General features: G+C 39.9%; 19 protein-coding genes. 17 read left to right on the top strand and 2 right to left on the bottom strand.

The window, feature by feature from the left end:
• The first annotated feature begins 17 nt into the window (after positions 1-17).
• The 14 genes from thiC (at position 18) to ACZ5V8_RS11155 (ending at position 12,528) form a co-directional block, all read left to right on the top strand.
• Positions 18-1,898 (top strand): phosphomethylpyrimidine synthase ThiC, encoded by a 1,881-nt coding sequence (gene thiC / locus ACZ5V8_RS11220; RefSeq protein ID WP_464217835.1) that lies wholly within the window; start codon positions 18-20, stop codon positions 1,896-1,898.
• Positions 1,888-2,940 (top strand): FAD-dependent oxidoreductase, encoded by a 1,053-nt coding sequence (locus ACZ5V8_RS11215; RefSeq protein ID WP_464217834.1) that lies wholly within the window; start codon positions 1,888-1,890, stop codon positions 2,938-2,940. The genes thiC and ACZ5V8_RS11215 overlap by 11 nt, the downstream gene beginning before the upstream one ends.
• Entirely contained in the window at positions 2,937-3,140 is a 204-nt protein-coding gene (thiS, locus tag ACZ5V8_RS11210; RefSeq protein ID WP_440615933.1) for a sulfur carrier protein ThiS, read from the top strand. The genes ACZ5V8_RS11215 and thiS overlap by 4 nt, the downstream gene beginning before the upstream one ends.
• Positions 3,141-3,926: a thiazole synthase gene (locus ACZ5V8_RS11205; RefSeq protein WP_464217833.1), complete on the top strand. Its 786-nt coding sequence runs from the start codon at positions 3,141-3,143 to the stop codon at positions 3,924-3,926.
• Between the two features lie 74 nt (positions 3,927-4,000).
• Positions 4,001-4,975: a YbgA family protein gene (locus ACZ5V8_RS11200; RefSeq protein ID WP_464217832.1), complete on the top strand. Its 975-nt coding sequence runs from the start codon at positions 4,001-4,003 to the stop codon at positions 4,973-4,975.
• Positions 4,975-6,489 carry a thiamine phosphate synthase gene (gene thiE / locus ACZ5V8_RS11195; RefSeq protein ID WP_464217831.1) on the top strand — a complete coding sequence of 505 codons (1,515 nt, stop codon included), beginning with the start codon at positions 4,975-4,977 and terminating at the stop codon, positions 6,487-6,489. Before ACZ5V8_RS11200 ends, thiE begins: the two co-directional genes overlap by 1 nt.
• 112 nt (positions 6,490-6,601) lie before the next feature.
• A complete protein-coding gene (locus ACZ5V8_RS11190) occupies positions 6,602-6,763 on the top strand; it encodes a hypothetical protein (RefSeq protein ID WP_464217830.1) in 162 nt (53 codons plus the stop codon).
• Positions 6,760-7,386, top strand: a complete 627-nt coding sequence (upp, locus tag ACZ5V8_RS11185; RefSeq protein WP_464217829.1) for a uracil phosphoribosyltransferase — start codon at positions 6,760-6,762, stop codon at positions 7,384-7,386. The genes ACZ5V8_RS11190 and upp overlap by 4 nt, the downstream gene beginning before the upstream one ends.
• A gap of 110 nt (positions 7,387-7,496) precedes the next feature.
• Complete coding sequence (locus ACZ5V8_RS11180; RefSeq protein WP_440615925.1) at positions 7,497-7,727, top strand: hypothetical protein; 231 nt, start codon at positions 7,497-7,499, stop codon at positions 7,725-7,727.
• On the top strand, positions 7,720-7,992 hold the full coding sequence (locus ACZ5V8_RS11175) for a type II toxin-antitoxin system YafQ family toxin (protein ID WP_440615923.1): 273 nt from the start codon (positions 7,720-7,722) through the stop codon (positions 7,990-7,992). The genes ACZ5V8_RS11180 and ACZ5V8_RS11175 overlap by 8 nt, the downstream gene beginning before the upstream one ends.
• Before the next feature lie 267 nt (positions 7,993-8,259).
• Positions 8,260-9,837 (top strand): DNA recombination protein RmuC, encoded by a 1,578-nt coding sequence (gene rmuC / locus ACZ5V8_RS11170; RefSeq protein ID WP_464217828.1) that lies wholly within the window; start codon positions 8,260-8,262, stop codon positions 9,835-9,837.
• Entirely contained in the window at positions 9,824-11,698 is a 1,875-nt protein-coding gene (locus ACZ5V8_RS11165; RefSeq protein WP_464217827.1) for a glycerophosphodiester phosphodiesterase family protein, read from the top strand. Before rmuC ends, ACZ5V8_RS11165 begins: the two co-directional genes overlap by 14 nt.
• A 3-nt stretch (positions 11,699-11,701) precedes the next feature.
• Entirely contained in the window at positions 11,702-12,190 is a 489-nt protein-coding gene (gene purE / locus ACZ5V8_RS11160; protein ID WP_440615918.1) for a 5-(carboxyamino)imidazole ribonucleotide mutase, read from the top strand.
• 53 nt (positions 12,191-12,243) lie between these two features.
• A complete protein-coding gene (locus ACZ5V8_RS11155; RefSeq protein WP_464217826.1) occupies positions 12,244-12,528 on the top strand; it encodes a LysM peptidoglycan-binding domain-containing protein in 285 nt (94 codons plus the stop codon).
• Between the two features lie 237 nt (positions 12,529-12,765).
• Here the strand turns inward: ACZ5V8_RS11155 and ACZ5V8_RS11150 are convergent, their stop codons facing one another.
• Positions 12,766-14,232 (bottom strand): ketol-acid reductoisomerase, encoded by a 1,467-nt coding sequence (locus ACZ5V8_RS11150; protein ID WP_464217825.1) that lies wholly within the window; start codon positions 14,230-14,232, stop codon positions 12,766-12,768.
• A 163-nt stretch (positions 14,233-14,395) separates the two neighbouring features.
• Between ACZ5V8_RS11150 and ACZ5V8_RS11145 the strand changes: the two genes are divergently transcribed.
• The 3 genes from ACZ5V8_RS11145 (at position 14,396) to ACZ5V8_RS11135 (ending at position 17,122) form a co-directional block, all read left to right on the top strand.
• Positions 14,396-15,280 carry a LysR substrate-binding domain-containing protein gene (locus ACZ5V8_RS11145; RefSeq protein WP_464217824.1) on the top strand — a complete coding sequence of 295 codons (885 nt, stop codon included), beginning with the start codon at positions 14,396-14,398 and terminating at the stop codon, positions 15,278-15,280.
• A gap of 94 nt (positions 15,281-15,374) precedes the next feature.
• Positions 15,375-16,025, top strand: coding sequence for a 16S rRNA (guanine(527)-N(7))-methyltransferase RsmG (gene rsmG / locus ACZ5V8_RS11140; protein WP_464217823.1), 651 nt, complete (start codon positions 15,375-15,377; stop codon positions 16,023-16,025).
• Positions 16,022-17,122: a YeiH family protein gene (locus ACZ5V8_RS11135; RefSeq protein ID WP_464217822.1), complete on the top strand. Its 1,101-nt coding sequence runs from the start codon at positions 16,022-16,024 to the stop codon at positions 17,120-17,122. Before rsmG ends, ACZ5V8_RS11135 begins: the two co-directional genes overlap by 4 nt.
• Here the strand turns inward: ACZ5V8_RS11135 and ACZ5V8_RS11130 are convergent.
• A complete protein-coding gene (locus tag ACZ5V8_RS11130; protein ID WP_464217821.1) occupies positions 17,096-19,048 on the bottom strand; it encodes a putative bifunctional diguanylate cyclase/phosphodiesterase in 1,953 nt (650 codons plus the stop codon). The genes ACZ5V8_RS11135 and ACZ5V8_RS11130 overlap by 27 nt on opposite strands.
• Positions 19,049-19,089 lie beyond the last annotated feature (41 nt).

Genomic DNA, 19,089 nt, shown 5'->3' with positions numbered 1-19,089 from the left:
AATATAAGGAGCCATACATGCCACAGCATAAAAAAACAGCATCAAATAGATCAAGTAGCGACAAAGCATCATTGACCTTATCAGCTGATTTACAAGCAGCCTATCCTGCATCATGCAAAAAATATCTTCAGACGGACGATAATCTTCACGTGCCTTTTCGCTATATTGCTCAGAGCGATACGTTAACTGAGCAAGGTCGTGTGCAAAACCCTGAAATTGCAGTATATGATACCTCAGGTCAATATAGTGATGAGTCTTACAAGCATGATTTGGTTGAGGGTTTACCTAAATTGCGCCAAGCGTGGATCAAAGACAATAATGAAATCGAAGCATTAACAGACTTTAGTGCCGAATTTACGCATACACAAAAAGATTTAGCATTTCCCAAGCGCGCTAAGCCATTAAAAGCAAAACAAGGCAGTAATGTCACACAAATGCATTACGCGCGTCGCGGAATAATCACCAAAGAAATGCGCTATGTTGCACTGCGTGAGAACTTAAAGCGTGCAAATGCGCATATTCAAGATCCTATTTTACTTAAGCAGCATTCAGGTGTTGATTTTGGGGCAAATATTCCTAAAGAAATTACACCTGAATTTGTGCGCCAAGAGATTGCCTTGGGACGCGCGATTATTCCAAGTAACATCAATCATCCAGAAATGGAGCCGATGATTATTGGGCGCAATTTCAGTGTCAAAATCAATGCCAATATTGGGACATCAGCGGTGAGCTCCTCAATTGCTGAAGAAGTCGAAAAAATGGTGATCGCCACACGCTGGGGTGCGGATACAGTAATGGATCTCTCAACGGGTAAAAATATTCATCAAACGCGTGAGTGGATTATTCGTAACTCGCCTGTGCCAATTGGTACGGTGCCAATTTATCAAGCACTTGAAAAAGTCGACGGTCAAGCAGAAAAACTGACATGGGAGATCTTTCGCGATATCCTGATTGAGCAAGCCGAGCAGGGAGTGAGTTATTTCACTATTCATGCCGGTGTGCGTTTGAAATATATTCATCTAACCGCTAAGAGACTAACAGGCATTGTCTCGCGCGGCGGCTCAATCATTGCCAAATGGTGTATTGCACATCATAAGGAGAGCTTCATCTATACGCATTTTGATGAGATTTGTGAAATTATGAAAGCCTATGATGTCGCTTTTTCTTTAGGTGATGGACTGCGTCCAGGCTCTATTTTAGATGCCAATGATGAAGCGCAATTTGCCGAGCTTGAAACTCTGGGTGAATTAACTAAGCGTGCGTGGGATCATGATGTACAGGTGATGATTGAGGGACCTGGGCATGTGCCGATGCAAATGATCAAAGAGAATATGACTAAAGAGCTTAAGGATTGCTTTGAAGCACCTTTTTATACCTTGGGACCCTTGGTGACGGATATAGCCCCTGGTTATGATCACATCACATCAGCGATAGGTGCGGCACAAATTGGCTGGTATGGCACGTCAATGCTGTGCTATGTGACACCGAAAGAGCACTTAGGGTTGCCGGATAAAGAGGATGTGCGAGAAGGGATTGTTACGTATAAGCTTGCAGCGCATGCAGCTGATTTAGCTAAGGGATTTCCTGCAGCACAAATTCGTGATAATGCATTATCAAAAGCACGCTTTGAATTTAGATGGCAAGATCAGTTTAATTTAAGCCTTGACCCACAAAAGGCACAGAGCTTTCATGACCAGACATTGCCAAAAGAAGGGCATAAGCTTGCACATTTTTGCTCGATGTGCGGACCTAAATTTTGCTCGATGAAAATCACCCAAGAAGTACGTGATTATGCTAAAGAGCATAAGCTGGATTTAGCGGATGCTGCTACGAAAGGCATGCAGCAAAAAAGTGAGGACTTTATGGCAAAAGGCGCTGAAATTTATCATGTCGAATAGCACACGGGTTGCGATCGTTGGTTGCGGCCTTGTTGGGCGCATACTGGCAATCACATTGCTTGAATCATTTGCTGATATTGGGATTGATCTATATGACAAGAGTACTGATTTTAGTGGGAAATCAAGCTGTGGATATGCCGCGGCTGGTATGGTGGCACCAGTATCTGAAGCATTGGATGAAGGACAAAGAGTCTATGATCTATCATGCTCTTCGGCAGAGGCTTGGCAGCGTATTGATCGATGGTTATTAGGTGGTGTTTTTGTGCAAACAGGCACTAATGTCATTGCTCACCCTTTGGATCTGAGTGATCTTGAAACCAAAATTGCGCGCGTTCAAGGGTTGATATTATATGAACATGCTTATGCGCAAACTCCATTAACAGAACAATATAATCAAGGTAAACTCGCTCATCGCATGCTCTATATTGAGAACGAAGGCTGTGTTCATGTGCCACGATTTTTTAGCCAATCGACACTTTACTTAATGAATCATCCACGTGTTTCTCTGCACTTGGCACAAGATGTTTCCAAAGCTCAATTGCAAGATTTGCAAAGAGATTATGATTATGTTTGTGATACGCGCGGACTGGGCGCCAAAGATAGCTTCAATGATTTATATGGTATTCGTGGCGAATCCTTAGTGATTTATGCCCCTGAAGTGAAGATTACGGGAGTCACTAGACTATGCCACCCGCGCATGCCGTTATATATCGTGCCACGAGGCAGTGGGGTTTATTATATTGGTGCGACGATTGTCCAATCAGAAGATATGAGCCAGATGAGTGTAATCTCACAGCTTACTTTGTTAAGTGCTTTATTGACCGTTGATGAGGGGTTTGCTGAAGCGCGGATTGTCAAAAATTTCACTCAAGTACGTCCGTGCTTTAAAGAGGGCTTGCCAAGGCTCATGCAACAGAATAACCTGATCACACTCAATGGTTTTTATCGACATGGTTATCTTTTAGCACCCATCTATGCGTTAAAAGTTATCGATAAAATAAAAAGTGATATAAAAGATATAAAAATAGTGGAGAAAGTATGATAGAGATCGTATTAAATGGTGAGAAAAAGCAACTGAAAAATCCGCAAACATTGCAGGCGTTATTAACTGATATTGGCTTTGCTTCAAGCTATGCTGCAGTTGCGGTCAATAAATCAATTATTGATCACAGTGCTTATGATACAACACAAATTAAACAAGGTGATGAGATCGATATTCTCACACCAATGCAAGGTGGTTAAATGGAGCAATTACAGCTTTATAATATTAATCTTGATTCGCGCATGCTTTTGGGCACCGCGCTCTATCCAAGCTTGGAGAGCATGTGTGATGCGATTAATACGTCACAAACGCAAATGGTTACCGTGGCATTAAAGCGTGAGTTACATGGCGGTAAAAATAATTTTTTCTGGCAGAGAATACAGCGAAGTGGCTGCCATGTGTTACCCAATACCGCAGGCTGTAAGACAGCAGATGAAGCGCTGATGATTGCCAAAGCAGCAAGGCAAATCTTTAACACGGATTTTATTAAGCTTGAAGTGATTGGTGATAATCATACATTACAACCTAATGTGTTTGAGCTTATTAAAGCAGCAAAAATCCTGATTGATCAAGGGTTTAAGGTATTGCCTTACTGTACTGATGATTTAATTATCTGTCAGCAATTAGTCAATATAGGGTGTAAGGTGATTATGCCATTAGGCTCGTATATTGGCAGTGGGCAAGGTATTGTTAACCCGTCGGCATTTAAACTGTTACGTTCACGCTTGAAAGACATTACACTAATTGTTGATGCCGGTATTGGCACGCCATCAGATGCCGTCTTAGCTATGGAGCTTGGTTTTGATGGTGTGTTGTTAAATAGTGCGGTGGCATTAGCTGAAAACCCGTCACTGATGGCAGATGCTTTTCGTTTAGCGATTGAGTCTGGCAGAAAAGCGTATTTAGCTAAACGCATGCCACAAAGAGAGTTAGCTGAAGCAAGCACGTCATTGCAAGACACACCATTTTGGCATCAAATAAACTAAGTTAAGCTATATTGTGTTATGTGATTTTGTGCTCATGATAAGCATTTTGAACATTTAGGTTGCAAGGAGTAAATATGCCAAATACGAAGGAAACGGAAGTAAGAAGTAAACCAATGATTGCAGTCTCAAGCTGTCTTTTAGGTAATAATGTTCGTTTCAATGGTGCGAATTCGCATAAGAAAATGATTACAGAGGAGTTAGCACTTGTTTTTGACTATCAGCCTGTTTGCCCAGAGATGTCAGCAGGTTTTGGTGTGCCACGTGAGCCTATTTATCTTGAGTTGAAATATAATGATAAAGTCGCGGCAGTGAAACATGATCAAGTGACGGATGTCAGCGCGCAATTGCAACAAGGAGTTGATAAAGTTATATCAAGTCTACAGGATAGTGATGGCTTTATTTTAAAAAAGTCCTCACCCAGTTGTGGCAATGGTAGCGTTAAACTTTACAATGATAAGCATGGGATAATTCACAATAAAGCAGATGGTTTTTTTGTGACAACTATTAAAAAGCACTTCCCTTTTCTGCCACTTGAAGATGAAGGTCGCTTAAATGATCCCTATTTGAAGGAGCACTTTATCAAGCGTGTGCTGTTGACCAGACAACTCAAAAATGAAGTATTACATGCTCAAAGCATTAATGAACTGATGGCTTTCCATACGCGTCATAAAATTATCTTACGCTTACATCATCCTAATTTGCAAAAAGCGCTGGGTCGCTTGCTTGCTAATGCGCATCGGCAAAACTTTGAATTGGTTAAGAAGAGCTATTATGAAATGTTCTTGATGGCGCTTCAACGCGTGGCAACACGTGGCAAACATCATACGATTTTGCAGCGTATGTTGCGTGAAATTAACAAATTGATTTCAAAGCAAGAGCGTGATGATTTGCAACATAAAATTAAACAGTATCATTTAGGCATTTTGCCATTAGCAGTACCTGTTGAAATTATTAAACACTACCTTAAGCGTTATGATATTGAGTTTTTAGCGCAACAAAGTTATCTAAATCTATACCCAGAGTCTTTGGGGTTAATGAGTAAAATGTAATGATGAAAAATAATAATACGAGCCTTTTAGTCATTGGCGGAGTTGATCCAACGGCACACGCAGGTGTATTGCAAGATATCAAAGTAGCCAACTATTTTAAGGTGGATTGTGCTGCAGTGATATCGGCAAATACTGTGCAAAGTGATCGTGATTTTGGCTACCTTAATACGATGGATGATGTTATTTTCTGTGATCAATTTGCCACTATTGTTAATACTCATAAACCGCAAGTGATCAAAAGTGGAGTGCTAGCTTCGATTGCTCAAATTAAGATGCTAAGTAAATTCTTGCAAGTTAATCCACAGGTGAAATATATCTGTGATCCAGTGCTAATGACAAGCTCAGGTGGTAATGTAATGAGCACAGAGGTCGTAAACGTATTAAAGCAGCAACTATTGCCATTATGTTATTTGCTAACACCGAATTTGCCTGAAGCGGCTATTTTATTAAATGACGGGAATATCCATCAAAAATCGCCTGTTGAGGTTGCGAACACATTAAAATCCTTATATGGAATAAAGCATGTTTTACTAAAAGGCGGGCATGCTTTATCAGAAGATCAAAAAGGATGTGACTACTTGACACTTGCATCTCAAGAAGGTGTGCATTATCAAAGCAAAGCGGTCTATGTGGGAGATATACGTGGGACAGGTTGTGCCTTGGCAAGTAGTATTGCAGCCCTTGTCGCGCAAGGTGAAAACATAACTGAAGCGATATGTATTGCTAAATATCATCTATCGCAACAAATGGATAGCGCCGTCAATGATTTATCACAGCTAGATGTTAAGCATTTGAGTTATTATGCTCAAGGTGTAATGGATGATGTGTGTTATTTACCAAAGGTTTGGCATCATACATTTGAAAAAGTGAACTTTCCACAAATGCCTCATGCAATAGGCTTTTATCCAGTTGTTGATCATGTTGATTGGTTGGAGAAGTTGGCGAAATTAGGCATTAGAACCATTCAGTTGCGACTAAAAAATTTATCACCAGATGAGTTGGAAGCTCAAATTAAGAAGGCAAATAGTATTGCTAAAGCCTATAACTTATCGTTATTTATTAATGATCATTGGCAGTTAGCAATTAAATATGGATGCTTTGGTGTGCACTTAGGGCAAGGGGATTTAGATACTGCCAATTTGCATGAGATTGCAAAAGCAGGTCTGCATCTAGGAGTTAGCACGCATAATTATATTGAATTAGCGCGAGCATTAACACTTAAGCCTTCATATATTGCGTTAGGCCCCATTTACCCGACAACGACCAAAGAGATGAAGTTTAACGAACAAGGATTAGATAAATTGCGTCTTTGGCGCAAGCTCTGTCAAGAAACACCGCTTGTCGCGATTGGTGGAATCTTTGAGCCACAAATGCTTGATGTATGGCAGTGTGGTGTCGATGGTGTTGCGGTTGTGAGCTATATAACTAAAGCTCAAGATGTGCAAAAAGCAGTGGAAAAGGCGCAAAGCTTTGAGCAGATAGCGCTGGGAAATCGTATTGAATGTAGTATATGATGACATGCGTTAATAAAGATGGAAATGGCATATCAGGAGCACATAATGCAAGTTCAAAGAATTAAAAAAATCATTTTTACAAGCTGTGCAGTAACAGTATAATGCAGATGTTGTGACACGATTGCAGCAACAAGCAATAAAACAGCAATTTCTAGCAACGCATAGTAAAGAAGAATATCAAGAATGTATTGAAGCCTATGGCTGGATTTCACAGGCTTTTGCACAAGAGAGTTTGTTATTAAGACGTTTTGTAAGCAGGAAAACCAAACAATGAAAACCCATGAAATCATACATCCCATTGTTCAGCATAAATTAAGCCTATTAAGGGATGAATCGACTTCAAGTCGTGACTTTAGAATGATCACCAGTGAGCTTGCCATGCTGTTATGTTATGAAGCATTAAGTGATCTAATGGTTGAAGAGGAGATTATTGAGCATTGGCAAGGATCACTTGCAGTACCTATGCTTAAAAAACCACTACCAACTTTTTGCCCAATATTGCGTGCCGGACTTGGCATGTTAGATGGTGCATTATCTTTACTACCTAATGCACCCGTGACAATGATCGGTGTCGAGCGTGATGAAAATACTGCCAAACCACGCGAGTATTACTTCAAAGCATGCGCTGATCTTAATAGACGCACTGCGGTTATTCTAGATCCAATGCTTGCGACTTCGGGGTCAATCATTAAGGCTATTTCAATGCTTAAATCAAAAGGATGTAAGCGGTTTATTGTCGTTACATTTTTAGCAGCTCCAGAGGGTATTGCGGCGCTTGAGAAAGCGCACCCTGAGGTTGAGCTTTACACGGCATCAATTGATAAGTGCTTAAATGAAAATGCGTATATTATTCCTGGTTTAGGTGATGCAGGTGATAAAATTTTTGGAACACTTTAAGTTGTGTCAGTAATAAAGTTATTGGTTTGTTGCGAGGAGTCAGTATTGTGCGTCAATAATTATGCTAAAATGAATCACAAAGATGTTTTATTGAATCTAAAGGTGTTGTTATGAGTGGAAAAATTCAAGTTACAGTCGATGAAAGTTTAAATAAAGCGATTCATGTTCAGGCGCAAAAAATGGGACTGTCTGTTAGTTCTTATGCAAGATACGCCATTAAGGATTTTATGGAACGAACTAATTCTAAGAAGACATTGCTGGAAAAGGCGTTGGAATCTGAAAGCGAAGAAATTACGCTAGCTGCTTTTAAAGCACAAATTAAGGCGCTGAAAGGTGCTTAAGTTATATCAAAAGAAGGAATTCAAAAAAGCGCTTAAAAAATATCGTCATAAGCAAAAGGTACTGAGTGAATTAGAGGAAGTCGTTGAACTACTAATACATGAGAAGGTTTTGCCTATGAAATACAAAGATCATGAATTATCAGGAAACTTTAAAGGAATTAGGGAGTTACATTTATTTCCAGATGATCTTTTGATGTACATTAAAGTCGAAAGGGACAGCATCACCTTGGTTGCGATAGGCAGTCATGCTGAGTTATTTGGTTAAATAAATTACCTTTGACAGTTTCCTGTGATATTTACAAGCGGTAGCATCAATTTTATGGCATGATATAGCCCAAATTGTTAAAGCATATGTAATGAATCAAGAATAAGTTGCGTCAGTTAGTACCTCTCCCCTTGCGGGAGAGGTCGTGCAGTTTAAGCTGCACGGGTGAGGGGAGTAATTGAATCTCAACTTATTTTTGAATTATTACTATACTATCGTAAATACTTTAAAATGATTTGCGGTGGTTGTAAATAAAAGGGAAAAGTTATGTTGATCGCGCTGATCATTGCCGCCTTTATGTTGGGTCTTATTATTGGGGGTTTATTTGTCAAAGTTTCTAGTAAATCACAACAAATAAAGTTAAAAGAACTTGAGCAGCAGTTGCCTCAAGTTGAAGCGTTACTTCAGGATAAAGACGATCAATTGCAGCAAAGCCAGCAACAGAACTTGGTGTTGACAACGGATCATAAGCATTATCAAGAACAAGAAAAGCGCTTAAGTCAAGAGCTCAGTATGACGAAACAAAAATTTGAGATTCGCAGTGAAGAAGTGCTCAAACTTCAAAATAAGCTGGCGAGTGATGAAGTCAAGATCGATTCGTTAACTAAAGATGGTGAGCGTTTGATGGTTGAGCTTAATAAGCTCTCAACTAAGCATGATGACTTAGTTGCTAAAGTTGATCATTTAACCGAGGAAAAATCATCACTGCAGGCGGAGCGCTCAAAACTCTTAAAACACATCGAAGCACAAGAGCAAAATGCACAGGAAAAAATTGCACTGTTAGAGAATGCCAAAAAGAGTTTAACCGAGCAGTTTGAAAATTTAGCTAATCGTATCTTTGAGGAAAAAGGTGAGAAGTTTGCCAAACAGAATAAAGTCAATCTTGCGGAAGTATTACAACCCTTTAAAAATGATATTAATGAGTTCAAAAAGAAAGTAGATGATGTCTATGTAAATGAAGCTAAAGAGCGAGCTTCGTTGCAAAAAGAAGTTAACAAGTTGTTTGAATTGAATCAAGAAATGAATAAAGAGGCAAAAAATCTTACTAAAGCGCTTAAAGGTGATAAGAAGTTGCAAGGTGACTGGGGGGAGGTCGTACTTGAGCGTGTCCTTGAGTCATCAGGATTACGTAAAGGTCATGAGTATGATGTGCAGACAAGCTTCAAAGCAAGTGATGATGAAGACAATACTAAAGTCATGCGTCCTGATGCGATTGTTCATTTGCCAGATGGCAAAGATGTCATCATTGATGCTAAGGTTTCCTTGGTGAGTTATGATGCCTACACGCGTGCTGATTCAGAGAGCTCAAAGAACGAGTATCTTAAAAAACATATTGAAGCGATTCGTCAACATATTGCGCTATTATCTTCAAAAAACTACGAACGTTTATCGCAGGTTAACTCATTAGATTTTATTTTGATGTTCATGCCAATAGAGGCGGCATTTGTTGTGGCATTTCAGCATGATGATAGCTTGTTTCAAGAAGCCTTTAAAAAGCGCATTATTATCGTAACACCAACAACTTTGTTGGCAACATTAGGCACGATTCGTAATACATGGAAATATGAAAGCTTAAACAAAAATGCCAGCGACATTACTGATCGCGCGACTAAGATGCTCGATAAGTTTCGTGGCTTTGTTGAAGATGTCGAAACACTTGGTAAGCAGTTAGATAAAACCAAAGAAACCTATGATGGCGCACTGAATAAACTGACTAAAGGGCGTGGAAATTTAATTTCGCAAGCGGTGCAGTTGGAAAATATGGGGGTGCATATGAAAAAATCATTACCTCAAGATATTGTTGAGCAATCAGAGTTGGAGTTGTCACAACATGAAGATAAGTAAGTTTATCGCTCATCGAGGGGCAAACAAAGTTGCACCTGAGAATACCATGTTGGCATTTGAAAAGGCCTATCAAGCAGGTATGTGTTGGATTGAGCTAGATGTGCAGCTAAGTGCAGATAATATCCCTTTTATCTTTCATGATAACAATGCTAAAAAGCTCACCGGATTAGACGTTGATCTCACGAGTCAAGCTTGGACTGATATTAGTAAGCTTCATGTGTTAAACGATCGTTTTCCAGAGGTGCATGCTAAGATTCCAACGATGGAAGAGTATTTAGCGTGGATGGCAACTAAACCGGATCTATATACCAATATTGAGATTAAGGACAAGTCTGAGTTTGATGCGGACTATGAGGCGCGCTTAGTTAAACATTTGCTAGATCTTGTTGAGCGTTACCCACAATTACATTCACGCATTTTATTATCAAGCTTTTCAGAGTACGTTTTAGATCAATTGGTAGAAAGTGGAACAAAACTGGCTTGCGAGTTTTTACTTGAAGTTAAAGATTGGCACAGCGAAAAACACACGATTTTTACTGAAACAAAGAGGAAGTTTGATCAGTGGGGCTGTGTTGCTCTTGGTATTAATAGCGCTGTACTTAATCGTCAACGTATTGCCCAGTTAAAAGAAGTCTTTCACAGCGTGTTGGTTTATTCAATTGATTCACTACCAGATGAAGAAATTCATAAGTTACTTAGCGATGGCGCTGATAGTGTATTTATCGATAGTATGACTGTATTGCAATCTGACGTAAAACGCATTGGTTTTTTAGCAACAGGGGATGAGATTACCACCGGTGATGTTATTAATACTAACACCCCTAAGTTGGCTGAGAAGCTGTATGAACATGGCTTTCAGCCGGGGTTACATCTAGCGTGTTTTGATGCTAAAGAAAAGCTCAAAACAAGTCTTCGATTTTTACTACAAGAGCATGATGTGGTTATTACTGTTGGTGGTTTGGGACCCACCGAAGATGATAAGACCTGCGAGGCGATTGCCGAAGTTTTTAATAAACCGTTAGTGTTTAATGAAGATTCTTGGCAGCGAATTTTCACGCGCATTTCCAGTCGCTTTGCAACCGTGCCTGATAATAACAAAAAACAGGCGTATTTTCCTCAAGGTGCTGAAGTGCTTGTTAATGCGCAGGGTACGGCAGATGGTTGTTATGTCAGTATTGATAATAAGCATTTGTTTATGTTACCAGGACCGCCACATGAGTGTTTGCCGATGTTTGATCAGGAAGTATTGCCTAGATTGATCGCATTGGGTTTACATAACACACCGACACGCTATCAATGGCAATTATTGGGTGCCTCAGAAGCACATATTGCCAAGACGTTGAGTCCATTGGCAGCTGCATATAAGCTAGAACTTGGTTATCGCGCGGCATATCCATATCTTGAGGTCAAGCTACATGTCACAGCCGCGCAAGACGTGTCGTTACTTGCTAATGAGATCACGAAGGTGGTTGAGCCGTTTTTAGCAACAACGACTAAGCAACATGCCAGTGAAGCGCTTAAGGCTTATCTTAAAACAGGTGAAGTCAGTATAAGCATGCAAAAGGATGTAACCAAAGGATATGTATATAGCCATTTAGCGCAGTTGATGCCAGTCATCGAAACTAAGCCCAAATTAAGTATCCAGTTGCAAACCAATGGCATGCTTGGATTTTGGAGTAAGAGCGCGCAATTGGTTGATGATCTATCTTTAGTCATTAAGGCAAATGATCATGTTAAAAGTAGGTTCTTTGAACAAGAACATCATGTGCGCTTTAGCAATAAAGGCAAACATAGTTTTCAATTTATATATGAGTGGATTTGTGCACAAGTCTTACATGTTATCGAAAAAGAGGGGATTTAAAGGATGAGTAAACCATTAGTTGGTGTGGTTATGGGTTCAAAGTCTGATTGGGAGACAATGAAAAATACCACGGAAACCTTGAAGCAATTAGGTATTCCTTATGAGGTGCAAGTTGTGTCAGCGCACCGTACACCTGATTTATTATTTGAATATGCACAAACAGCAGAACAAAAAGGCTTAAAGGTAATTATTGCAGGCGCTGGAGGTGCTGCGCATTTGCCGGGTATGCTTGCAGCAAAGACGCATATTCCTGTGCTTGGGGTGCCGGTGCAGTCTAAAGCTTTATCGGGACAAGACTCATTATTATCCATTGTGCAAATGCCAGCAGGTATTCCTGTGGCAACATTCGCGATTGGACGCGCGGGTGCTGTTAATGCTGCTTTGTTTGCATGCAGCATGTTGGCTGTTGAGCATCATAAATACAATGAAGCAATTAAAAAATATCGTCAGGCACAGACGGATAGTGTGTTAAAAGATACAGCTTTAGAATAATTTGCTATACTCGATTTTGCCTATTTATAAAACATTAAACAAAGGAGTTAAAAATGATGAATAAAAAAAGTCTATTGAGCTTAAGCGCTTTAGCAGCAGCTGGTTTGTTGTTAGCGGGATGTGCGACAAAGACGGTTTATCTCACACCGGATCAATATTGCCAAACGTCCACCTTGCAATCCTATACAGTGAAGAAAGGTGATAGTTTAAGCAAGATTGCTCAAGCAAATAATACGACTGAAAGCTGCATTAAATCATTGAATCACTTGAAAGGAAATGTGATTAATCCGGAGCAAAAACTCTATCTTCCTGTCGTGCCTAAAAGTAGCTGGTTATAGTATTTCAAATAAATTTTCTTAAACAAATGCCATGCTGTGATAGTGTTTCCCTATCTGGTATCGGTAAAGCATGTGCAGAAGAAGTAAGCTTAGTAATAATGCAAAAATAAGTTAACTACACCCCTCACCCGAGCAGCTTAAGCTGCACGACCTCTCCCACAAGGGGATAGGTACTAGTTGACGCAACTTATTATTGATTCATTACTTAGCTACAACTGAGTAAGCTTCGATCCTAATTTAGTTTACAACACTGATATCAACAGAAGGGCGTAGTGTTGAGCAAACAGCTAATGCTTCATGTACCGGGTGATTTGTAAATTTTGTAAATGGCGCATCGGCTTGCGCTTTTTGATCAATCGCAGGGATGGCTTGTTGCATTAAGTTGTAATCAAAGCGTGGCGCCCATTTGCGTGCGCCGAGACGCGCGGTAGTTGAGCAGTTGTCAACCATGTGCGCAACACCTTTGAAGTGCATGTAAGGATTCAGTGAGTCAACGGCTTCGATAATTGATTCATTGACAATTTCTGAATAGCTATGACCCTTTTCAGCTAAGACATCGACTTGGGCAATAATGCAAGCAAGGTAAACTCCTGCAGTGATTGGGTCATTTGGTATATTGTTATTATCGCGCTCGTTGCGCACTTTCTCACCAACTTTCCACATATCGGTTCCATCGATTTTGCCCATTGGTAGACGTGAATGGCGTTTGCCTGCTAACGTAACTGAGCGAAATTCATTGCCACTTTCTACATCTTCATAGATCTCGAAAAGGATATCTAAGCATGGTGTATAGGCAGCATTGTAGGCATTCTCAAATTTTTGTTTGTCTTCTGGGCTAAAGCTATCATAAACCTTTTTAAGCCCTTGTGTTGAAATGGTTTTTGAGATATTTCCAGTAATTGCTTCAGCAGTACGCTTAAAGGCTTCTTCAGGGTCAACCCCATTATCGGTAAAGTGGCGATAAAGCACTTCGATGATTCCATGCACGGCACCTAATAGAACACCGCGTTCACCAAAAATATCAGAGCGATATTCCATCTCCATAGTGGTTGGGAAAACAAATGGCGCACCACAGGCAATTGCCCAAGCAAGGGCGTAGTCGGTTGCCTTGCCGTTGATATCTTGATAAACAGCAATGCTGCTGTTTATGCCAGCACCATTGACCGTTTTGCCTTGTTCGTAAAGTCGTCTTACCGAAGGTCCCATACCTTTTGGACACATCGCCACAATATTAATATCATTGCGAATGGGTGCATTGATTGTTTTCATATAGCCGATTAAAAAGCCATGGGAAAAGCCAAGTGTGCTACCTGGTTTTGCGGCAGCAAATATTTCTTTGTAAAGTTCAGCCTGTGCTGCATCAGAGATTAAGATAATTGCTAAATCAGATTTAGAAATAACGTCAAACATCTCACCTAATGTGCCATCTGCTTTGGAGAAGCCGGCTGCTTCAGCAGATTTCTCTGATTTGGAATTAGCGCGTAAACCAACGCATACTTTAATATCCGTATCAGCGAGTGAATCACGCAAGTTTTGCGCTTGCGCAGGACCCTGAGAGCTCCAGCCAATCACACCGATTTGTTTGATACCATCAAATGCCTGTGGTAACTTCGAGAATAAATGACGACCTCCGGCAACGATTGTTTCATTGCTACCGCCTAAGTTGTACTCTTTAACTTCAAAAATATTGCTTTGGATTTTCATGTGGTCTTACCTCGTTGTTTTTGATAATAAAATAAAAATTCGCCGATAGACTTATTGTGCTATAAAATTCATGTTGAAATAAAGTGAATTATCATCAATTATATATTGCGTATTTTGCAATAAAGTAATGTTGGCGGGATGTTGGATGTTGGAGCCATAGTTAATGAATGTGAAAAGTTTAGAAGTGTTTAAAACATTGGCAGAAACGCTAAGCTTTAGTAAAACCGCAGAGCGTTGTTACTTAAGCCCTTCGGCGGTGACAAGAGTTGTTCAAAAGCTTGAAGAGAGTTATAAGGCAAGCTTTTTTGAGCGCAATAATCGCAATGTTTCTCTGACGGATGCTGGTAGGCATATGTATGACTTTAGTGTTAAGGTTCTTGATGCAAATGATGAATTATTTGCGTTATTACATCCAGATGAGGGGAATTTGCGCGGTGATATTCGCCTGTTTTGTACTGTGACGGCGTCATATGTGATTTTGCCACGGATTATTGCCGCACTTAATATGCGCTACCCTAATATTCAGTTGCAATTAGAGACAGGATCAATGCAAAATGCGCTTAGCCTTGTTGCTAGTAAACAAATGGATGCCGGCATTTCATTTGTTGATGAACGTAAGCTTGATGATAGTCTCTGTGCACATCCTGTGCTTATTACTAACATGGTCTTAGTCGTATCGCAAGAAAGCGGTGTCCAGTCAATTGATCAAGCATTAGCGCAATATCCTTTTATTATGCCAATTCAGTTTTTAAACGATAACACGATAGATAAATGGTTAATAGAACAAAAGCGATCACCGCGAATATATGGCGAAGTGGATGGCAATGAAGCGATTTTATCACTCGTATCTTCTGGTGTTGGTATATCGGTGCTGCCCAAGGTGGTGGTAGAACATAACCATTTGGCTAGCAAAATAAAAATGTTTGCACTTAAAAATATGGCGCCAGTAACCGTAGGTATTGTGATGCGTAAACAGGCGATAAAATCACCGGTTAAGCTTAAATTTTGGCAATTATGCAAGAGTTTGGAGATATTGGATTGTCGTTGATTAAATAATGAAGTGATAGAAATGTTGTAAAATAATTTATGGGCGGTATATACTCAAAAATGCAAATTAGGATCTGGAAGGGTTTGTAAATAAAATGATTACATTAGATTGTTTAAATAATATGCTTGACGATAGTAAGGTCAAAATTCGTCAAGCAGCAGAGAAGTTTAATCTCACCATTGATGATGAACAAATTAACCGTTTGATTGACTACTTATCACTATTGAAAAAATGGAATAAAACTTACAATATGACAGCGATTACCCAGTGGGATGACATGCTGGTGAAGCATGTTTTTGATAGCATGTCAGTGGTTTCCTTTATCAAAGGCAAGCATGTTGTTGATGTCGGTAGTGGTGGCGGTTTGCCAGGTATTGTCTTGGCAATTTTGTTACCTGAAGTTAACTTCGTATTAATTGATAGCGTTGGCAAAAAAGTGCGCTTTTTAAGTCATGTCAAAAAAGTGCTAGATTTGGAAAATGTGACAGCTGTGAATATCAGGGTAGAGGCATATCAGCCAGAGGTGTTATTTGATACGGTAATCTCTCGCGCCTTTAGTTCTATTGCTGATTTTGAGCGTTTATGTCAGCATTTATTGGCTGTTGACGGGCAAATGATTGCGATGAAGGGTGGCAAGATTGAGCAAGGTGCATTAGATGCATTGCCGCTAAAGTATGAGATATTTGAAGTTGATGTGCCGCTGTTAGATGCTACGCGTCACGTGATTCGGATGTATAAAGCATGAGCAAGATAACAGGGCTTTTATTTTGCGCGTTACTGGCAGTTATTGCCTATGCTGTTGCCTACTTGCCATTTGCGCCTTTTACCATCTATCATCACAATTTAGAAGTTCACCCATTAGAACCGATGGTACTGTCGATTATTATAGGTATTATCTGTGGTAATGTATTCTTTCGACATAAAGCGCCAGCTCATCAACAGGAAAATTTGCAAGGCGTGATCAGTTCAGCACGCTTGTGGCAGAAGTTGACCCCGGGGGCTAATTTTGCGGCAAAGTCGCTATTGCCTTTAGGTATTGTGTTAATGGGGGTGAAGTTTGATTTACTCTCGGTGCTTAAAGTCTCAGGTCAAGCGTTATTGATCAATCTCATTTGTCTCTTAATTGCTTATGTCGTTACACTGTGGTTATGTAAACGCTTAGGTGTTGACGAGAAAATGTCAGCACTTATCACTATTGGTACGGCAATATGCGGAGGATCAGCAATTGTCGCAGCAGCTCCGGTTGTCAAAGCCAATCAAACGCAAGTAGCAATTGCAATGACTATTGTGTCATTATATGGCTTAATTGCGATTTTTGTTATGCCGCTATTGGGGCATGCCTTGGGATTAGATGAGTTTCAATTTGGCGTATGGGCAGGGACATCTATTCAAGCAGTACCACAAGTGGTGGCAGCTGGTTTTGCTTTTGGCGCAATTGCCGGACAAACAGCAACGATTGTGAAGATGGTCAGGATTTTGCTCCTTGCGCCGATGGTGATGTTGATTGGCATTAAACACCATAAAGCCAATAAAACTAATGATGAAGTGCAAAAAAAGGTCGCATGGCATCAGTATTTCCCTAAATTTATTCTATATTTCTTGGCAGTGGTTGTTCTCAATACCTTGGGGTTATTTGGTTTTCTAGATCGATTAACTGATTTGTCAATAAGCCATTATATTGCCGAAATTTCTGCATTTTGTATGACAATGGCAATGGTCGGTGTCGGTTTAAATACAGACTTAGTTGTCTTGCTTAAATCAGGGGGGAAACCATTATTAGCCGGTGGTTTAGCGATGATTATCCTGCTTATCATATCACTGGGCTTGATTATTGTGCTGTGACCAGTTCTCGGTTAAATTTTGTATGAGCTCTTTAATTGGCATTGGTCGATAGAAATAATAACCCTGGATGCAATCACAGCCTAGCTCAATGAGTTTATCCACCTGTGCTTTGGTTTCAGCGCCCTCAGCAATCAGACTGATATTGAGCTCATTGGCTAATAGCACAATGGCTTTAACTGCACCAATGACGGGTTGATTGTGTGGTTGATCGAGGCGTTGGGTAAAACTCTTGTCAATCTTGATGGTGTTGAAACTATAATTTATAAAACGATTAAGGGATGAGTATTGTGTGCCAAAGTCATCCATGGATAATCCGATATTATGCATTTTAAGTTGCGCAAACATTTGGCTGATGTTTAGCGAGTTACTCTCCAAGTGCTGCATTAGCTGAGACTCGGTGATTTCAAATTCGATATTCAGCCACTTCGGAATGGGGTGCTGCTTGATCTGTTCAATCAATGATTGCATATGTGCTGGAAAGTCATATACAACAGGGGAGATATTAAGGCTTAATTTAAAGTTTTGGTTAGGCGCCAAATCTAACAGACAGAAATAGCATAATACTTCATTAACAACATAGTCATTGAGCTTATCGGCAAGTCCCATACGTTCAACAATTGGAATGAAAATATCAGGTCGAATATTGCCAAGCTCAGGGTGGTTTAGTCGCATTAGGCTTTCACAACCAATAATTTTGCCGCTGCGCCCATCAACAAGTGGCTGAAAGTTAAAATAGAAAGATTTCTGGGCAAATGCTTCATACATATATTTTTCAAGGGTTTGTTCAGTATGATAGAAGTTATCGATGGTTTCATCATAGATAACGCATTCTTGTTTATGACTCTTGGCATAAAATAACGCCAAATCAGCGCGCCGTAAATTTAAGGTGTAATCTAGCTGTGGCGTAAACAGTGACATTCCTAATGCTGTGGTAATACTGAGTGTTTTGTGGTCTATACGATAGCTTTGTTGTATCTGTTCTTGTAGGTGCTTGCCAAATGCTTGTATATCCTCGCTCACAGGAAGCGCTATAAGAACACTAAATTCATTGCCGCCGGTGCGTGCAATAGTGCTTTGTGTTGGTAACACTTCAATTAATCGCTGTGCAAAGGCAATTAATAGCATATCACCTGTATAATGTGAGTACGTATCGTTTATGCGTGCGAAGTGGCAAATATCAATCATTAAAATATAGTGATGATGTTTTGTTCTGGGGAGCTGTTTCTTAACAACAGTCAAAAAAGCTCTGCGGTTATAAAGCTCGGTCAAACTATCCGTCATCGCGAGTTGTTCCAAAAGGACTGCTTTTTTGCTAAGTAATGCATTGCGATCATTGACGTGTCGTAATAATCGTGTCGTTAAGCGACGCATTGAAATAATCACAAAGCTAATAAACAGTAAACTAAATGTCAGTAAGCCTATTAATAAAAGCCACGAATAAATCGAACCAAGATAAGTCATAGGCTGGCTATACTCATCGTGCCATATGGTTATGTGCAGATAGGTAATAATTGCAATAGCAATAAGTATTGTGCTTAAGAATATCAGTGCAGATTTCTCGATGTAAAAACTTAAGGCATAAACGATGGCAAGACCATAGATAATACTAAGAGGCGATAGTAAGCCATAAAATAAATAATCATTAATGATGGCTATAGCTGCAACAATGAGAACAATGTGTGATTTAGTTTGATTGTTTAGCTTAGCGCGAAAAAGCATCAAAATAACTAAAGCTAAAGCCAACAGTAAATCTAGCGTATATTTAAGTGACCAACCACTATCAAAAGCGCGGAATACCGAAAGTGTGCTTAATAGAACCGATGAAATGGCAATTAAGATAAGCATTGCATTAATCAGACGAGTATGTGCCTTTAAGGTGATGACCTCCTCAAGTGTACCCTTTGATCGAATAACATGCTTTGCCATAGATTGTCCTTATCATCTTCCATGGAGAACTAACCAAACTA

Source organism: Cysteiniphilum sp. GTC20157 (assembly GCF_055396795.1).
The sequence above is the reverse complement of the archived record's forward strand: the minus strand, read 5'-3'. Positions and strand labels throughout refer to the sequence as shown.

What these genes read in the sequence shown, in the direction of transcription:
- thiC (WP_464217835.1), top strand. Translation starts at nt 18, where the DNA reads ATGCCACAGCATAAAAAAACAGCATCAAATAGATCAAGTAGCGACAAA.
- ACZ5V8_RS11215 (WP_464217834.1), top strand. Translation starts at nt 1,888, where the DNA reads ATGTCGAATAGCACACGGGTTGCGATCGTTGGTTGCGGCCTTGTTGGG.
- thiS (WP_440615933.1), top strand. Translation starts at nt 2,937, where the DNA reads ATGATAGAGATCGTATTAAATGGTGAGAAAAAGCAACTGAAAAATCCG.
- ACZ5V8_RS11205 (WP_464217833.1), top strand. Translation starts at nt 3,141, where the DNA reads ATGGAGCAATTACAGCTTTATAATATTAATCTTGATTCGCGCATGCTT.
- ACZ5V8_RS11200 (WP_464217832.1), top strand. Translation starts at nt 4,001, where the DNA reads ATGCCAAATACGAAGGAAACGGAAGTAAGAAGTAAACCAATGATTGCA.
- thiE (WP_464217831.1), top strand. Translation starts at nt 4,975, where the DNA reads ATGATGAAAAATAATAATACGAGCCTTTTAGTCATTGGCGGAGTTGAT.
- upp (WP_464217829.1), top strand. Translation starts at nt 6,760, where the DNA reads ATGAAAACCCATGAAATCATACATCCCATTGTTCAGCATAAATTAAGC.
- ACZ5V8_RS11180 (WP_440615925.1), top strand. Translation starts at nt 7,497, where the DNA reads ATGAGTGGAAAAATTCAAGTTACAGTCGATGAAAGTTTAAATAAAGCG.
- rmuC (WP_464217828.1), top strand. Translation starts at nt 8,260, where the DNA reads ATGTTGATCGCGCTGATCATTGCCGCCTTTATGTTGGGTCTTATTATT.
- ACZ5V8_RS11165 (WP_464217827.1), top strand. Translation starts at nt 9,824, where the DNA reads ATGAAGATAAGTAAGTTTATCGCTCATCGAGGGGCAAACAAAGTTGCA.
- purE (WP_440615918.1), top strand. Translation starts at nt 11,702, where the DNA reads ATGAGTAAACCATTAGTTGGTGTGGTTATGGGTTCAAAGTCTGATTGG.
- ACZ5V8_RS11155 (WP_464217826.1), top strand. Translation starts at nt 12,244, where the DNA reads ATGATGAATAAAAAAAGTCTATTGAGCTTAAGCGCTTTAGCAGCAGCT.
- ACZ5V8_RS11150 (WP_464217825.1), bottom strand. Translation starts at nt 14,232, where the DNA reads ATGAAAATCCAAAGCAATATTTTTGAAGTTAAAGAGTACAACTTAGGC.
- ACZ5V8_RS11145 (WP_464217824.1), top strand. Translation starts at nt 14,396, where the DNA reads ATGAATGTGAAAAGTTTAGAAGTGTTTAAAACATTGGCAGAAACGCTA.
- rsmG (WP_464217823.1), top strand. Translation starts at nt 15,375, where the DNA reads ATGATTACATTAGATTGTTTAAATAATATGCTTGACGATAGTAAGGTC.
- ACZ5V8_RS11135 (WP_464217822.1), top strand. Translation starts at nt 16,022, where the DNA reads ATGAGCAAGATAACAGGGCTTTTATTTTGCGCGTTACTGGCAGTTATT.
- ACZ5V8_RS11130 (WP_464217821.1), bottom strand. Translation starts at nt 19,048, where the DNA reads ATGGCAAAGCATGTTATTCGATCAAAGGGTACACTTGAGGAGGTCATC.